Genomic DNA, 16,655 nt, shown 5'->3' on the forward strand with positions numbered 1-16,655 from the left:
TTTTTAAACATCCAAACGTAAACCAGGATCCTGCTTAATTTTTTCTATTACCATGTAAGTATGGTGAGTACCTACTCCCGGAATATCGACCAAGTCTCCTAGCACCTGTCGATACTCATCCATATCCGAGACCCTAATTTTTAGCAGGTAGTCGTACCCTCCCGCTACCATATCGCACTCTACAACTTGCTCAATTTTAAGTATATGCTCTTTAAATACTTTAAAAACGGCCGTGTTAGACGTCACCAGCGATACTTGCACATGCGCTACTAAGCTCTGATTCAGCTTTTGTTCGCTAAGCTTTGCAAAGTACCCTTCTATATAGCCTTCTTGCTCTAAACGTTTTACACGGTCAAGGCATGGACTAGGACTTAAATTAACCTGCTTTGCTAGGTTAACATTAGAAATTCTGCCGTTCTTTTGAAGAACGTCTAATATTGCTAAATCGATACGATCAAGCAGGCGTAATCTATTTGGACTTGTCATACAGAATTTTATACGGATAAGTTGAAAATATGCCCTGTAAATTATCGTAAATCGTGAAATTTAACCAGCATATTCTGCTGAAATTTAATTAGAATGCACGCATTACATCACTGGTAATTTATTGGTAGCAAAGTTGCTTTAGCTCAACAGCCCAAGCACATAAATTTTGTTCTACTATTTACATATTAACATTCCTAAGGGTTGCTTATGTTATTCAATGGCGATTTGACAACAACCTGTCCTACAAGACAGAAAATTCGTGATTTTTACCGCATTGATGAAAATGCTGTTATTGATCATATTTTACCACTTGCAGAAGTGGGTGTTAAAGCACGAAGCCGTGCATGGGAAAGAGCTCGCCAGATTGTTTTAAACATTCGAAAAGATCAAGACGGTCAAAGCGGTGTAGACGCACTTTTAAATGAATTCTCACTCTCTAGTGAGGAAGGTGTAGTGTTAATGTGTTTGGCCGAAGCCCTACTTCGCGTACCAGACAAAGCCACGCAAGATACGTTAATTCGTGACAAGCTTGCTAAAGGTGATTGGAGTTCTCATTTAGGAAGCAGCGATTCTTTATTTGTTAATGCTTCTTCGTGGGGATTATTAGTAACCGGTAAAATGGTTAACTACACAGATAAAACCAAAGAACAGCAATTTGGCATGCTTAAAAAGACCATAGGTCGTTTAGGCGAGCCTGTGATTCGCAAGTCTGTAAACTTTGCCATGAAAATTATGGGTAAGCAGTTCGTTATGGGTCGCACCATTGACGAAGCCATTGAACGCGCTGCTGAAAAAGAGCAAAAAGGCTACGTTTACTCATACGACATGCTAGGCGAAGGCGCGCGCACAATGAAAGATGCCAAGCGTTACTTCGACAGCTACATGAACGCAATCCATGCAATTGGTAAAGCGGCAAATGGCCGTGGCCCAGTTAAAAGCCCAGGTATTTCAGTTAAACTTTCTGCTATTCATCCACGCTATGAGTTTACGCATAAAGACCGCGTAATGGCCGAAATTGTACCTAAACTGAAAGAGCTCGCGCTTGCTGCTAAAAAGTACGACATTGGCTTTACAGTTGATGCAGAAGAAGCTGACCGCTTAGATATTTCTCTCGATGTTATAGAAGCGGTATTTAGCGATGAAGATTTAGGTAACTGGCAAGGTTTTGGTTTAGCCGTACAAGCATACCAAAAGCGCGCTATTTTTGTTATTGAATGGGTAACTGAACTTGCTACTCGTGTAGGCCGTAAAATGATGGTTCGCCTTGTAAAAGGTGCCTACTGGGATACAGAAATTAAAACCACGCAACAAGATGGTTTAGAGCACTACCCAGTATTTACGCGTAAAGCAACTACCGATGTATCTTACAAAGCTTGTGCTATTAGAATGCTAGAAGCACGCGATGTACTGTACCCGCAATTTGCAACACACAACGCTTACACTGCAGCCACTATTTTAGAAGTTGCTAAAGGCGATAACACCGGATTTGAATTCCAGCGTTTACACGGTATGGGCGAATCTTTATTTGACCAAATCGTAAATGAAGAAAAAATTCAATGCCGTGTTTATGCACCCGTTGGCCAGCACGAAGACCTACTTGCCTACTTAGTACGTCGTTTACTAGAAAATGGCGCTAACTCATCGTTTGTAAACGCCATTGTAGATACCACTAAACCTGTTGAGTCGCTATTACCTGATCCAGTAGAAACACTGCAAGGTTTACGTAATAAGTACAATACGCAAATTAAAATGCCAATCGACTTATACGGCGATGAACGTGCTAACTCTAAAGGCATGGACTTAACCGATATTAATGTAATTACGCCATTCAAAGAAAACCTTGAAAACTGGTTTAACGATCACTTAATTGATCAAAGCCAAGTACCTGAAGGCGCATTAGCAGTTAAAAACCCAGCTAATCACAACGAAATCATCGGCCACGTTAAACTCCAATCTGGCGATGAGATGAAAGACATTTTGGCCAATGCAGAAGCGGCGTTTGAGTCATGGTCGCAAACATCTGTAAAAGAGCGTGCTAATTTATTACGCCGCGTGGCAGATATTCTAGAGCGTCACCACGATGAGCTCGTAGCTATATGTATTAAAGAAGCCGGTAAAATTGCGCAAGATGGTATTGACGAAGTACGTGAAGCCGTTGATTTTTGTCGCTACTACGCGGCACGTGCAGAAGAACTTGCAAGCGATGAGCGCTTTGAAGCACGCGGTGTAATTTTATGTATTAGCCCGTGGAACTTCCCGCTTGCTATTTTCTTAGGTCAGGTGGCCGCTGCGATAGTGACTGGTAATACTGTTATTGCAAAACCTGCAGAGCAAACAAGCTTAATCGCACTTCGCGCTATTGAGTTAATGCTTTCGGTTGGCTTACCAGAGCATGTAGTACAGCCGGTGATTGCCCGTGGTTCTGAGGTAGGTAAAACAATTGTACCTGATGAGCGTATTCAGGCTGTTATGTTTACCGGTTCTACAGAAACAGGCACACTGATTTCACAAACACTGGCTGCGCGTAACGATATTCAAGTACCGTTAATTGCAGAAACCGGTGGCCAAAACTGTATGATTGTGGATTCAACAGCGCTGCCAGAGCAAGTTGTTGATGATGTAATAAGCTCAGGTTTCCAAAGTGCAGGCCAGCGCTGTTCAGCACTGCGTGTATTATTTATACAAGAAGATGTAGCCGATGGCATTATTGAAATGCTTAAAGGCGCACTCGCCGAGCTGCATATTGGCGACCCGTCATTACTTTCTACCGATGTAGGCCCAGTAATTGATGAAAAAGCCCTTAAAACGCTAAATGATCATGTTGAATACTTAAAAGGTAATGCAACACTTCATTACGAGTGTAAGATCCCTGATAACACCGAAAATGGCGCCTACTTTTTTGCCCCTCGTTTATACGAAATCGAAGATTTATCAGTACTTAAACGTGAAGTATTTGGTCCATGTGTGCACATTGTTCGCTTTAAAGCGAATGATATCGACAACGTGATTGACCAAATTAACAACACAGGTTATGGCTTAACAATGGGTGTTCACTCACGTATTGAAGAGCGTTGTGAGTACCTAGCTAAAATGTCGCGTGCGGGTAACGTATATGTAAACCGCAACATGATTGGTGCCATTGTAGGTGTGCAACCATTTGGTGGCCGTGGTTTATCTGGTACTGGCCCTAAAGCCGGTGGCCCTAACTACCTGCAGCGTTTAGTAAAAGAGAAAGCATCACCTGATAACGTGCAAATGACTAACCTAACGCCAGATGAGCTTGATTTACACCATTACAGCGGTGCAAACGAGCAAGTTGAAAAGCTAATGGCTAACTCAATGCGCGATGAGAAAATTTGGCGTGCAACACCGCTAAATGACCGTGTATCGGCTGTTCGTCAGTTGCTTGCTAAAGTAGCAACGGTCGAAATTATTGATGACCTAGCGGACGATTTGGCATTAACGCTTTCAGAAGCGCGTGCACAACTTAACCGTTTAGAAAAACACATGCGTAAGTTTACTACTTTACCTGGGCCTACTGGTGAATCAAACACCTTGCACCTTGAAGCACGTGGTTGTGTAGTATGTTATGCAGATAAAAGCACGTCATTTAACTTTTGGGCGCTTTCAATCATCACAGCACTTGCTGCAGGTAATACAGTAATTACCGTAGCATCAGAGCTATTTTACGATGAAGCGGTAGCCTTTAAAGATAAGTTTATTGCCACAGGCGTTGCTGAGGGCGTGTTCCAGGTTGCAAAACCTAATCAGCTACAAGCTATTTTGGCTCACCCTCACTTAGCGGGTGCGGTGGTTGCTGCACGTTCGTCTCGTTTAGGTTACTTCAGCCAACAACTTGCACAGCGTAAAGGCGCTATTTTACCAGTAATTACTTCAGAGTATTACGATACGTTAATTAAGCGCTTAATTACTGAAAAAACGATCAGTATAGATACTACCGCATCTGGTGGTAATACTTCACTGATGACCCTAGTAGAAGATGACGAATAGCCCATCCAATACTAATTAACTAAAAATGTAAAAAAAGGCACTTAAAAAGTGCCTTTTTTTTTATATTGAAACGTATAATGATGCTAATTTAAACAAAGACCCATTACAGAAGCAAAAAAAATTGAAAGTTATCTCTATTTCGCAATTACAGCCTGGCATGTTTGTTCAAAGTGTTACAAAACAAACTGGGCGCATTAAAATTAAAAACCAAGGCTGGGTTAAAACTCAGACGAGTATCGATAAGCTCAAAAAAGCGGGCATTTTAGAAATAGAGATAGATCCAGATAAAACATTAACTACACCCGAGCCCGACACCCAAGCCCCAGCGCCTAAGGCTGAGATTAAAAAACGCGACCCTTGGCTTAAAGTTCACAGTAGTGAACAAGAAATGGGCAAAGCTAAAAAGCTCTACGACGAAGCTAAAACACTTCAACAAAAGGCCTTTGGCGATATAAAAGCGGGTAGAGATATAGACATAGCGCCTTTTAAAGAGCTTGCCAGTGGCTTTATGGACTCTATTTTTAGAAACCAAGATGCCCTAGCCTGCTTGACCCAAATGCGTCAAAAAGATGCTTACTTATTAGAGCACTCTATCAACGTTTCTATTTTAATGGGTATTTTTGCAAAGCACTTAGGCATAGAACGCGACATTATTGTAGAGCTCACTACAGGTGCTTTGTTGCATGACATAGGAAAAATTAAAATTCCTGACAAAGTGCTCAATAAACCGGGCCGCTTTAGTGATGACGAATTTAAAATTATGCAAAACCATGCTCTGTATTCTAAGCAAATTTTGGAAGAAGCAGGATTAACGGGGATTGCTGTAGATATTGCCGGCCTACACCATGAGCGGTTAGACGGAAAAGGCTACCCGTTTGCCAAAAAAGGTGATGAGATAAGCCAATACGTGCGTATGACGTCAATTGTAGATGTATATGATGCACTTACGGCAGAGCGGGTATATAAAGCCGGTATGGAGCCTATAAAAGCGTTTAAAATTTTAAAAGATGGTTGCCCTGATAGTTTTGATGGTGAACTACTTACTAAGTTTATCCAATGTATTGGCATTCACCCAGTAGGCACCTTAGTGCGCTTATCTAGCCAAAAAGTAGGCTTGGTTACACAGAGTAACCCTGAAACACCTTTAAAGCCGGTGGTTAAAACATTTTATAGTGCTAAACACGGTCGCTACACGGAAATGCAAGATATAAACTTGGCAAATAAAAAAACAGCTGACAAGCTCGAATCAACTGTTAAGCCGACCGACTACAACATTGATTTAGAGCGCTTTTACAAAAACGCTATTTTACCCTGAGTTAAAAAGTAAAGCCGCAGTTTTGCGGCTTTACTTTATTAGCTGCGCTTTATTGCGGCCAATCCTGCAAAGCTTTAATACTGAATTCATAACCATCAAAATCAAGTACACTTTGCTCTGGGGTAATTTCGCGCACTGTTAGTGCCCCAATGCTCTCCCCTTCGTGTAGCTCTCTCCCATTAAGCTTTATCCAGCGTTTATCTGCACTTGAAGAGTATATATGTGCTTGGTATTTAATGCTTGGCAGCATGGCTTGTAAGCCATCTGGTAATAGCTCAACCGGTTTAACTCGAGATGAACTGCGAGAGGCCTGCGTTACTTCGTAATCTTGTTCTTGCTCCGAGTCTTTTATCGCTTGCGCAAAGGCATCTTTTAATTTACTCGGTACAGCATCAAGCTCCGGACTACTTTGCGGCGCTTGCGTGCTTGGGGTATTCTCACCATTCAGTGGTTTTCCAAGCACTTTATACTTGCTCATATCTAAACCTGCTGAGCTTGTATTTTGTGTTTGTGGCTGCATAAATTGCGTGTTTTGGCCGTGTGCATTATAAGCAAGTGGATTATAGCTTTGCGTATTAGGTAGCTGTGCATTGTAAGTCGGCTGATTAAACGCATTTTGATTATACCCGTTAGCATTTATAGGGGGTTGCACATTGTAACCTGGTTGCTGCTGCGCCGGATTATCATTAATAGGGATATACTGCCCTTGTGGGGTAAGCAACATTTTTTGTACCCCGGTAGGTGTTTGTACATACACCAACTGCCCTTCAATCGTTGCTTTATTACTATTTTTTTCAGCCTCTGAAGAAGGTGATGTTACAGGCTTTGCGGCTTTATTTTGCGCTGTAGCTGGCTCATCTGTTACTGCTTGTTTTTGTTTTTTGCTATCAGTGCTAACAACGTCAACCGGCTGGGTTGTTTTTAATAGTGCGCTGCTTTGAAACCACTTACCTGCTGTAAAGCCACCCGCTATGGCAATAAATGCTGCAATTGCGCCGCCAAGTAGCCACACCATTTTTTTATAGCGCGTAAGTGCTTGCTGCTGTTTTAACTGCGCTGACTGCAAATCATATTGCTCGGCGCTCATATCTGCTTGTTGAGATTGCTTTAATGCATCTAATAAATAAGACATAAATTACCTAACTATATAATAAACGACATGCCAACACCTACTGCAAACAAAGCAGCAAATGCTAAGTAATAATAAACACGGCCAGAGGATTTAGGCGCATTATTCTGCGCAGCCACAAAGTCCATAGGCAGTGATTCTTGGGCTGATTGTTTTATAATATCACTATCAACAATAAGCTGCTGCTTAGAAAAAGCCCCGACTAACGCGCGCTCACAGACTAAATTCATTAAGCGTGGAATGCCGCCAGTTAACTGATGTACAGCTTGCATGGCATCGAGCGAAAACACGCCTTTATCACACCCGGCAATATGTAAACGATGCTTTATATACGCAACTGTTTGCCCTTGGGTGAGCGGTAATAAATGATACCGTGCTGTAATTCGCTGCGCTAACTGCCTAAGCTCAGTACGTTTTAATAATGCCTGAAGCTCTGGTTGACCCACTAAGACTATTTGTAACAGTTTTTTATGATCAGTTTCTATGTTGGTTAATAGTCGTAATTGCTCAAGCACATCGGGGGCAAGGAGCTGCGCTTCATCAATAATTAAAATTGTGTGCCCGCCCGCTTTGTTATTAGCCTCTAGGTGCTGCTTAATAATGTCGGTTAAACTTTTAAGGGTGGCATTTTGGGCATCGTAAGTAATGTTTAGCTCATCACAAATACTGGCCAAAAGCTCAAGCTCCGACAGCGCCGGATTATGGATCATTGCAACTTGAGTGTTCTCTGGCAGTTGCTCTAACATACTGCGGGTAATGGTGGTTTTGCCTGTTCCCACTTCGCCGGTTAGCAATACAAACCCGCCATCTTCGCCTAAACCATAGGTTAAATGGGCAAGTGCCTCTTTGTGGCGTTCGCTTAAAAATAAATAATGGGGGTTGGGCGAGATCGAAAATGGCTTTTCGCTCAAGCCAAAGTAGCTTAAATACACCGCAATGTTCCTTCGTCATTAAAACTCGGCCTATAATGGCAAAAAAAACGACAAAGTAACAACGTTGTATGCGCTTTATTATTGAAATAACGTAAATTTATGTAAAACAAAAAAGCGCCGCTAAATTTAGCGGCGCTTTTGTATTAAAGCTAAGTGCTTAGCTATTTTATTTTACTTAGTTTTCGTAACGCACCAAACGTAAATACACGTCACTGGTTTTAGCATGTAAGCTATTAAGCCCGCTATCAAACTGGTAAACCCATGCTGAGCTCATCGTGCTTACCCCTGAGGTATTACTCCAGTAGTTTTGCAATTTAGTGCCTAAAAACACCTCTTCGTTAATACTTGGCTCGGTGCAGCTGTGCTCTAAAATACTGGCAAGCTCTTTAACATTAGGCACCTGCCAATCGTCGTAATCGGCAGTGGTGTCGTTTTCTGCGCCTGTGAGTGCTTCTTGCCAATTAAGTGACGGAGAAGAGCCTGTACATGTTTCAGTGTCGCTATCGTAAACTTGTCCGTAGCTACAACGTTGCCACATTAGGCCTGTTTCTGTATCTAACACTGTGCCATCGTCATTAAGAGTGAAGCGAGTGGTTGGTGTTGTTGTATCCGCCCCGTCGTAACACGTTTGCGCTGCGGCTAGTTGAAAGCTTACGCTAAATACAGCCATTGAAAATAGTAAGCATGTTTTCATGATTTTCTCCTATCGGCTTCTGACTAAACGTACATACGCGTATTTTTCTTTCGGGTAGGCTAAGTCATTCCCGTTGCTCATATCGATAATGTATGCTTGCGATAAGCTGGTACCATCTGCTGCAGTTTGCGATGTCCAGTACGGTAAATTCACATCATCTATAGCGCCTGCTTCTGGCATATTTGGAAAAAACGCTTCATCAATTAATACGTTTTCGCCCTGCTTGCCATAATCTATTAAGCTCAACAGCTCAGTGTAAGTTGGTAAGCGCCAATTGGTACCGCCGCAAAAATCTATGTCGTTCACTTCATTTATATAGGTTTGCACACCACAGCTTGTATCATCTGGGCAGGTGGTATTAGCGGTACTGGTATCGGTAAAGGTTGTCGTGCCTAAATCCCAAAAGTAATGATTTTGGCCATCGCGTAATGTGGTATTAGGTAATGTACCTGACTCTACACTTTTCACTTCCCACACAAGCCCCGTTACGTTGTCGCGTATACAAGTAAAGTCGTCACTATCATCCGCTACTTCATCAGCAAACTGATTTAGCTTAGTGTAGTCAAACGCAAGGTTACCTTGGCCTGCTTTATCGAGTTGGTTGGCAAAGCTGTCTCGGCCAAGCTCTGCATCTTGACCCGGAAAGTCACTACTTTGGCAATTGATACGCTGGGTATTGTTATAACACTCGCCTAGGCCACTGTCGTTAATTAACCCTAATGCTTTTGGTGATACGTCAATAAATACGGTATCGGTGTCAGTGCGCCCTTTAGAATCAGTAACAGTGACTTCAAAGCTCGATGTGGTATCTAAATCAACGTCGGAGGCAAAAAATGTCGTGGTACATTGGCTAGTATTTGCCAGCGTTTCGGCATTGCCTGTTAATTGTTGCCAGCTACACGAAAACGTATCTGTTAGGGTGTCACTTTCACTTGCATCTAAGGTCACTTCCTCAAATTCTTCAACGTTTTGGTCATCTCCGGCATTGGCCACAACCAGCTCGTCTGTTTTATTTAATGTCATACTGTATTCAGTACTTGCCTCGCCACCCTCGTCGTCGGTAACGCTTAATTGCCATATTAAATTAGTATTTGATTCAAGCAGCGGGTGGCTAAAACTTACCGTAGAGTTGTCAAAGTCGGTTACATCTAAATCAGGACCTGAAATTAATTGCCACTGATAGCTATTAATTTGGCCATTTTCGTCAGGGTCGCTCGACTCTTCAGCGCTTAACGTTACGGTGTCGTTATAGGTTGAAGGCAGTGTTTCAGGGGCTGTTTGACTAACAACAGCAAGCGGTAATTGATTACTTGAGGTAATAAATATGCTCACGTTGTCACTAACTAAGCTGCCGTTATCTGTTTGATAGCTTACAGATAGAACAAGTTCACTGTCGGCTTTAACATCGGGCGCAGTAATTGTTTGCTCTGCACCTTCAAGCGGGAAGCCGTCCACAGATGGGCCGCTAACGCGCTGCCAAGTAAAGGTACCGTCATCTGGTGAGCCTTGTGCGGTGATTGTAAACTCTGTTTTTTCTACAACTTGAAGATCGGTTCCGGCATTAACCGAGGTTTCAACAGTAGAGTCTTCACTACCGCCGCCTCCACCGCCACAGGCAGCCAATAAAAAACAAGATATAAGGGGAGTAAAAGCAAACGCTTTCATAAAACGCACCTATAATGTCAAATAATTACTATAGTGTAATCACTAGCAATAAAGGTGCCATTTAGAGTTATACCAATTCGCTTAATTAAGTGATCCATTTTGAGGCTGGAAAACGTGTCGCAAAATGATTAAGCATTATTGTGGATTGGTATTACATATACGTATCTTGATGAATACGCACAAACAGCTTAGTGCCTATTTTTGAGTAATCTACTTTGTATTCACGCCCATCAAGCGCCTGAATAAACAACAGCTGTTTTTCTTCACCAAAAATATCAGCGCTACTTACATTAACAATTTCAAGGTAACGCTCTTTGGCATCACGCCGGTTTTTAGGTAGATCCTCTTTAAATGGCTCCAAACCATTTTGAGTTACCTTTATACGTGGGTGCTGCTCTGCATTTACAATGACTAGATCAAGCTTTTTATCTTTATGGATGATGGTATTGCGACCACTCTTTATAAAAGATCTTTCTTGGCTCATTATTTTTCCTACTATCGCATTTAGTGTCCAACTTGCGATGCTATAAACCGTTCAGGTGCGCGTTTCCATTTATTTAAATCGGCACTGAACGACCAAATGTCTGTCTCTAATACACTTGCGGGTAACAGTAAGTTATATCCCGTTAACAACTCAAGGTGCTTGGCTCTGTTAGCAAACATAGCTATAAGTCCAGTATAGCTAAATCCTTTAGGTGAGGTGTATTGTGTCTCTTCTATTAGCCATTCTGATGGGCAATTGCCATTTTTGCAATGTTTTTGAACAGCTTGCATAAATAAATTACGCTGCTCTATCAGTAGTTTTCCGGCAATGCGTGGGTGTATAGCGCTTAAAAATTCGTCCATATCATTGAGTTTTAAACCTACTGCGTTTAATTCAAGGTATTCAAGGCCGTCAGCCACCTTAGGAATACCGCTGTGGTGTAAGTTACTAACATGTAACTGCCACTGGCCATACTTATGCTGATACACAAGTAAGGACTCACTAAGCACTAAACTGTAATAAGGTTCCTGTGTTTTTAAAAAACCAATAAAAATAGCAGCTATGCACATGCTTACTAAAAAAATTTCTATTAAGCTAATTTCACCCGGGCGCAGTAAATTAAACAGCATAATAAATACTAAACCTACGCTGCCTACAGTAAGTACTTCAATGCCATTGCGCGCCCCTTGCGCCCTGTATTTTATTATTGAACTTGGCTTACCCATATTGGTAAAAAGCCATATAAAATAAAAACATAACAATACCCCAAAGTATTATTTTTCTCATTGTTAAACAGGTTTTACACTGTGGTGGTTGCTTCATCGTTTTATCATAATTTTAGTGTTAAATGGGAACAAGTAATTAGTCTCATAAATTTTTACGCCTAACGCACAAATTTATGAGACACATAACCGCCTTTTCACGGTCTTATTTCGTACAATACTTACAATTTATTTTCAGGTATGAAAACGATGTATTCAAAACAGTCAGGTAAAGCTCTTTTTCCATTTTTAATTACGCTTCTTGTTATTTTAAGTGTGTACTTATATTTTCCATCTAGCCATGGCGAACAATCTAATTCAAGTGATACACCCACACAGGTAATGGCTCATACGGTATCGTCTCAAGAAAACACCGTTATGATTGAAGCCATAGGCAGTGCACGCGCAAACCAAGCAATTTATATAAAAAGCGCACAAAGCGATTATGTTACACACATATATTTTGAAGATGGCGACTTAGTAAGTAAAGGCCAACGCCTTGTGCAGCTGCAAAATCAGCAAGAACAATACGCTGTAAAAGAGCTAGGCATTAACTTAAAAGAAGAAAAACGTCAGTTAAGCCGCCTTACTGAGCTTTCTCGTACGCAATCTACTGCTAAATCATTATTAGAAGAGCAGCTTTCTCGCGTAGATGCCACGCAAGCCCAACTAGAAAGCGCTAAAACCAAACTTGATGAAATGCTAATTACCGCGCCGTTTTCTGGCTTATTAGGCAAACGAGAAGTGTCGGTTGGTGCTTATGTAAGTAGCGATACAATTATTACAACGCTTGATGATATTAGTATTATAAAAGTTGACTTTAAAGTCCCTGAAAAATATTTATCTCAACTTAACCTAGGCATGAAAGTACATACTCAAAACGATGCCTACCCAGGGCGCACTTTTACCGGCAAAGTGACCCATATTAGTTCTCGTATCGACTCGATTACTCGCAGTGTAGAAGTAACCGCAAGCTTTGCTAATAAATCCGGGTTATTACGCCCTGGTATGCTTTTAAACACCGCTTTGGAGCTTAGTAGTAATCAGGCGCTTATGGTGCCAGAAAAAGCCGTGATCCCACTGCAAGATAAACATTTTGTATACCAAGTAAAAGAGGGTATTGCCAATAAGGTAGAAGTACATGTTGCTGGCAGAAATAACGGCTGGGTAGCGATTGATGAAGGCCTTAGCGATGGCGAGCAAGTGATTACCGAAGGCATTATTAAAATTCGCCCTGGTAGCAAAGTAAGTGTTGAGGGTTAATCGGTGAAAATTACAGATACGAGTGTTAAACGCCCTGTTTTTGCCATAGTAATTAACTTACTACTGCTAACATTTGGCTTGGTGGCTTTTTCGATGCTACCACTTAGAGAATACCCAGATATTGAAACCCCTATTGTCAGTATTAGTACTGACTACACTGGTGCTTCGGCAGAAATAGTCGAGACAAAAATAACGCAAATATTAGAAAACCGGATATCGGGTATTGAAGGCATTAAAAGTATTAATTCTTCAAGCAGAAATGGGCGCTCTAATATCGTTATTGAGTTTGATATAAGCCGTGATATTGACGCAGCCTCAAACGATGTACGAGAGCGAGTAGCTCGCGCACTAGATAACCTACCAGAGCAAGTACGCCCACCAGAGGTGTCTAAGTCAAACAGCGACGAGAGTCCTATTGCTTGGTTTGTACTTAACAGTGAAACCATGAACTCGCTGCAATTGAGCGATTATGCACAGCGCTTTATTGTCGACCGATTAGCCGTTGTAGATGGCGTTTCAAATGTACGTATTGGTGGTGAGCGCCAATACGCCATGAAAATTTGGCTAAACCGCCAGGCCATGGCTGCTCGTGGGATCACTTCAAGTGATATCGAAAACACCCTACGCAGCGAAAACGTAGAGCTACCAGCAGGTGAAATTGAATCTATCGACCGCGATTTTACCGTACGTACAGCGCGTAGCTATAAAGACCAACGTGATTTTCAAAACTTAGTTATTAAACGCGGTGAAGACGGCTACCTTGTGCGTTTAGGTGAAGTTGCCGATGTACATTTAGAAGCCGCCGACGATGAAAGCCTGTTCCGTGGTAACGGCCGTAACATGATTGGCCTTGGCATAGTAAAGCAAGCTAAAGCAAACACCTTAACAGTGGTAGACAACGCCCGCAGTGAACTTGAAAAAATAAAACGTAATTTGCCAGAGGGCACCACTATTCAAGACAGCTACGACTCGTCTATTTTTATTAAAGAGTCAATCAACGAAGTATATAGCACGCTTGCCATTTCTATGGGGTTAGTGGTGTTAATAATATTTATCTTTTTAGGTAATATTCGCGCTACGCTTATCCCCGCCGTTACTGTGCCTGTAGCACTTGTTGGCAGCTTTATGTTTTTACTTGCCATGGGTTATTCAATCAACTTATTAACCTTACTTGCGCTGGTATTAGCGATTGGTTTGGTCGTAGATGACGCCATTGTAATGCTTGAAAATATTCACCGTCGTATTGAGCTTGGCGAGCCTCCCTTATTAGCAGCCTTTAGAGGTGCCCGCGAAGTAGGCTTTGCAATTATTGCGACAACGCTTGTGCTTATTTCGGTGTTTGTACCTTTAGTATTTATGGATGGGCGAATTGGCGCCTTGTTTACAGAGTTTGCAATGGCTGTAAGTGCCGCGGTGTTTTTCTCTAGTATTACTGCCCTTACCCTCTCGCCGGCGCTGTGCTCTAAAGTTTTAAAAGCGTCAGAAAAAGAAAGTAAATTTAGCCAATGGATGGACCGTGTTTTTAGCAAAGTTGAAAACAGTTACCGCCAATCACTTACCTCAAATATGACCAAAAAATGGGGCCTAATGATAAGCCTAGTACTTGCTGGTTTTGTTAGCTACTCGTTGTTTTTACAAGTGCCTTCTGAGCTTACGCCAAAAGAAGACCGCGGTACCTTTTTTATTATGATGAGCGGCCCTGAAGGCGCAAGTTATGAAAATAACGCAGCCAACATGGCTAAAATAGAAGAGCGCCTGCTTCCTTACTCAGAAGCTGGCGAATTAAGCCGTGTTTTAGTGCGCGTACCGGGCTGGGGCGGCAGTGGCGGTGTTGCTATCGTTGGTATGGCCGATTGGGATAAACGCAAGCGTTCTACCTGGGAAGTTATGGACGAAATAAGCGCCAAAATGACCGAAGTAACAGATGTACGTGCCTTTGCTATTATGCGCCGTGGTATTGGCGGTGGTGGCTCTTCTCGCCCGATTGAGTTTGTACTACAAGGTAACGATTACGAGCAACTTGCTGATTGGCGCGACCGCATTATAGAGCGCGCAGAAAAAAATCCAGGCTTGGTAAGAATCGATCACGACTATAAAGAAACCTTTCCACAATTTTTAGTCAGCATAGATAAAAACAAAGCCGCCGATTTAGGTGTGTCGGTATCAGATGTAGGCACCACGCTTGAAACCATGTTAGGGCAGCGCCGTGTTACCACCTTTATTGACCGTGGTGAAGAATACGATGTAATTTTAAAAGGCACTAAACAAGACTTTACAAACCCTACTGATATTTCAAATATTTACCTTAAATCACGCAGTGGTGAACTGGTCCCACTAGATAGCCTTATAAGCTTAAAAGAAGAGGCCACAGCATCGCGCTTAAACCGTTATAACCGAATGCGCGCCATTACACTAAGCGCTAATCTTGCGGACGGCTATACACTGGAACAAGCACTTAACTTTTTAAACAAAGTAGCTGCAGAAGAAAACGACATTGACGGCGCTGTAGATTATAAAGGTGAATCACAATTATATTACGAAGGCGCATCGGCCATGACCTATGTATTTGTGCTTGCCCTAACTGTGACCTTTTTAGTTTTAGCTGCGCAATTTGAAAGCTTTATGCACCCATTTGTCATTATGCTAACAGTACCACTTGGCCTAATGGGTGCCATGTTTGGCCTATGGGCAACGGGCTTAACGCTTAATATTTATAGCCAAATTGGTATTGTAATGCTGATAGGTTTAAGCGCTAAAAATGGTATTTTAATAGTCGAATTTACCAACCAACTGCGTGATAAAGGCGTAGAATTTAGCGAGGCTATTTTGCAAGCGGCCACTCAGCGCCTGCGCCCAATAATAATGACCTCTCTGACTACGGTAATGAGCGCAGTGCCTTTAGTATTGGCATCAGGCCCAGGCGCAGAGAGCCGCATGGTAATTGGTGTGGTGGTATTTACAGGGGTTATTGTATCAACATTGCTAACACTTTATGTTGTGCCTGCAGCGTATTATGCCCTAGCCCGCAACACACAGTCGCCAGAGTTCTTACAGCAAAAATTAAATAAGCAAGCCGACTCTCACCCGTTAAAAGACAGCGAAGAAATTTAACTGAGCTTACACTGCGCCGTAACTTGCTGTTACGGCGTATTCAATTTATGCTCGCCTTAATACTGTAACATACATAATTAGGACAACTTATGAGCACATCAACACAACTAGCAACATTTGGTGGAGGCTGTTTTTGGTGTATAGACGCTGCATTCAGACGAGTAAAAGGTGTACTAAACGTAAGCTCAGGTTACACCGGCGGCCATACCGACAACCCCACGTATAAATCGGTCTGCTCTGGTACAACAGGCCATGCTGAGGTTGTGCAACTGGAATTTGACAGCGCTGTAGTGAGTTTTGAAACACTGCTTAGCATGTTTTTTACGTTACACGATGCCACGCAATTAAATCGCCAAGGTAACGATATTGGCACACAGTATAGAAGTGTTGTTTATTACCACAACGATGCACAATTAAATAAAACCAATGAGATGATAGCCCAGTTACAAAACCATATTAGCGAGCCAATAGTGACAGAGGTTAGCCCTGCTACCACATATTACCCAGCAGAGCATTATCATCAAGATTACTACAACGAAAACCCACAGCAGGGTTACTGTAGTATTTTAATAGCACCTAAATTACACAAGTTTGAAACTGTATTTAAAGAGTTTTTAGCTGACTAGCTAATTTGCGTTGTTAAAATAATTCTAATACCAATCCGCATAATTAAGTGATCTATTTTGAGGATGGATAAACGTGTTGATAGCAAGGCAAAAAATTCGCTATTTAGTTGTTCTAAATGAGAATTTTTTAACGCAGATAGCGACACATTTAGCCCCTGAAAATGATTAAGTATTAATG

General features: G+C 41.9%; 13 protein-coding genes. 5 read left to right on the forward strand and 8 right to left on the reverse strand.

All coding sequences use genetic code 11. The features are described 5' to 3' along the window. Positions 1-3: 3 nt before the first annotated feature. Entirely contained in the window at positions 4-486 is a 483-nt protein-coding gene (locus L650_RS0117110; protein ID WP_004587169.1) for a winged helix-turn-helix transcriptional regulator, read from the reverse strand. 207 nt (positions 487-693) lie between these two features. Between L650_RS0117110 and putA the strand changes: the two genes are divergently transcribed. Both putA and L650_RS0117120 read left to right on the forward strand, forming a co-directional pair. Continuing rightward, positions 694-4,497 (forward strand): bifunctional proline dehydrogenase/L-glutamate gamma-semialdehyde dehydrogenase PutA, encoded by a 3,804-nt coding sequence (gene putA / locus L650_RS0117115; RefSeq protein ID WP_029773864.1) that lies wholly within the window; start codon positions 694-696, stop codon positions 4,495-4,497. A gap of 121 nt (positions 4,498-4,618) precedes the next feature. Further along, positions 4,619-5,812 carry an HD-GYP domain-containing protein gene (locus L650_RS0117120; protein ID WP_029773865.1) on the forward strand — a complete coding sequence of 398 codons (1,194 nt, stop codon included), beginning with the start codon at positions 4,619-4,621 and terminating at the stop codon, positions 5,810-5,812. 49 nt (positions 5,813-5,861) lie between these two features. On the opposite strand, the gene L650_RS0117125 is transcribed toward L650_RS0117120, so the two are convergent. The 6 genes from L650_RS0117125 to L650_RS0117150 form a co-directional block, all read right to left on the reverse strand. Beyond that, complete coding sequence (locus L650_RS0117125) at positions 5,862-6,944, reverse strand: general secretion pathway protein GspB (protein WP_029773866.1); 1,083 nt, start codon at positions 6,942-6,944, stop codon at positions 5,862-5,864. 11 nt (positions 6,945-6,955) lie between these two features. Then, a complete protein-coding gene (locus L650_RS0117130) occupies positions 6,956-7,873 on the reverse strand; it encodes an ExeA family protein (RefSeq protein ID WP_029773867.1) in 918 nt (305 codons plus the stop codon). A 175-nt stretch (positions 7,874-8,048) separates the two neighbouring features. Further along, positions 8,049-8,567 carry a DUF1566 domain-containing protein gene (locus tag L650_RS0117135; protein WP_029773868.1) on the reverse strand — a complete coding sequence of 173 codons (519 nt, stop codon included), beginning with the start codon at positions 8,565-8,567 and terminating at the stop codon, positions 8,049-8,051. A 9-nt stretch (positions 8,568-8,576) separates the two neighbouring features. Next, complete coding sequence (locus tag L650_RS0117140) at positions 8,577-10,232, reverse strand: DUF1566 domain-containing protein (protein WP_029773869.1); 1,656 nt, start codon at positions 10,230-10,232, stop codon at positions 8,577-8,579. A gap of 151 nt (positions 10,233-10,383) precedes the next feature. Beyond that, positions 10,384-10,716 (reverse strand): hypothetical protein, encoded by a 333-nt coding sequence (locus L650_RS0117145; RefSeq protein WP_024034321.1) that lies wholly within the window; start codon positions 10,714-10,716, stop codon positions 10,384-10,386. A gap of 20 nt (positions 10,717-10,736) precedes the next feature. Then, positions 10,737-11,441 (reverse strand): DUF2982 domain-containing protein, encoded by a 705-nt coding sequence (locus L650_RS0117150; protein ID WP_029773870.1) that lies wholly within the window; start codon positions 11,439-11,441, stop codon positions 10,737-10,739. Between the two features lie 246 nt (positions 11,442-11,687). Between L650_RS0117150 and L650_RS0117155 the strand changes: the two genes are divergently transcribed. From L650_RS0117155 to msrA, 3 genes are all read left to right on the forward strand, one after another. Then, positions 11,688-12,740 carry an efflux RND transporter periplasmic adaptor subunit gene (locus L650_RS0117155; RefSeq protein ID WP_029773871.1) on the forward strand — a complete coding sequence of 351 codons (1,053 nt, stop codon included), beginning with the start codon at positions 11,688-11,690 and terminating at the stop codon, positions 12,738-12,740. A gap of 3 nt (positions 12,741-12,743) precedes the next feature. Further along, positions 12,744-15,851 carry an efflux RND transporter permease subunit gene (locus L650_RS0117160; RefSeq protein WP_004587179.1) on the forward strand — a complete coding sequence of 1,036 codons (3,108 nt, stop codon included), beginning with the start codon at positions 12,744-12,746 and terminating at the stop codon, positions 15,849-15,851. 89 nt (positions 15,852-15,940) lie between these two features. Next, positions 15,941-16,477 (forward strand): peptide-methionine (S)-S-oxide reductase MsrA, encoded by a 537-nt coding sequence (gene msrA / locus L650_RS0117165; protein ID WP_029773872.1) that lies wholly within the window; start codon positions 15,941-15,943, stop codon positions 16,475-16,477. Here msrA and L650_RS24615 read toward each other — a convergent pair. Next, positions 16,474-16,655 (reverse strand): hypothetical protein (locus L650_RS24615; RefSeq protein ID WP_085065518.1); only part of this gene is annotated, 182 nt, incomplete at its 5' end. The genes msrA and L650_RS24615 overlap by 4 nt on opposite strands.

It is taken from the genome of Pseudoalteromonas sp. TB51 (genome assembly GCF_000498055.1).
GTDB lineage: Bacteria > Pseudomonadota > Gammaproteobacteria > Enterobacterales > Alteromonadaceae > Pseudoalteromonas > Pseudoalteromonas atlantica.

Bases quoted from the DNA above. Each gene is read 5' to 3' on its own strand.
- L650_RS0117155 (WP_029773871.1), top strand. From the start codon at position 11,688: ATGTATTCAAAACAGTCAGGTAAAGCTCTTTTTCCATTTTTAATTACG.
- L650_RS0117135 (WP_029773868.1), bottom strand. From the start codon at position 8,567: ATGAAAACATGCTTACTATTTTCAATGGCTGTATTTAGCGTAAGCTTT.
- msrA (WP_029773872.1), top strand. From the start codon at position 15,941: ATGAGCACATCAACACAACTAGCAACATTTGGTGGAGGCTGTTTTTGG.
- L650_RS0117140 (WP_029773869.1), bottom strand. From the start codon at position 10,232: ATGAAAGCGTTTGCTTTTACTCCCCTTATATCTTGTTTTTTATTGGCT.
- putA (WP_029773864.1), top strand. From the start codon at position 694: ATGTTATTCAATGGCGATTTGACAACAACCTGTCCTACAAGACAGAAA.
- L650_RS0117110 (WP_004587169.1), bottom strand. From the start codon at position 486: ATGACAAGTCCAAATAGATTACGCCTGCTTGATCGTATCGATTTAGCA.
- L650_RS0117150 (WP_029773870.1), bottom strand. From the start codon at position 11,441: ATGGGTAAGCCAAGTTCAATAATAAAATACAGGGCGCAAGGGGCGCGC.
- L650_RS0117145 (WP_024034321.1), bottom strand. From the start codon at position 10,716: ATGAGCCAAGAAAGATCTTTTATAAAGAGTGGTCGCAATACCATCATC.
- L650_RS0117125 (WP_029773866.1), bottom strand. From the start codon at position 6,944: ATGTCTTATTTATTAGATGCATTAAAGCAATCTCAACAAGCAGATATG.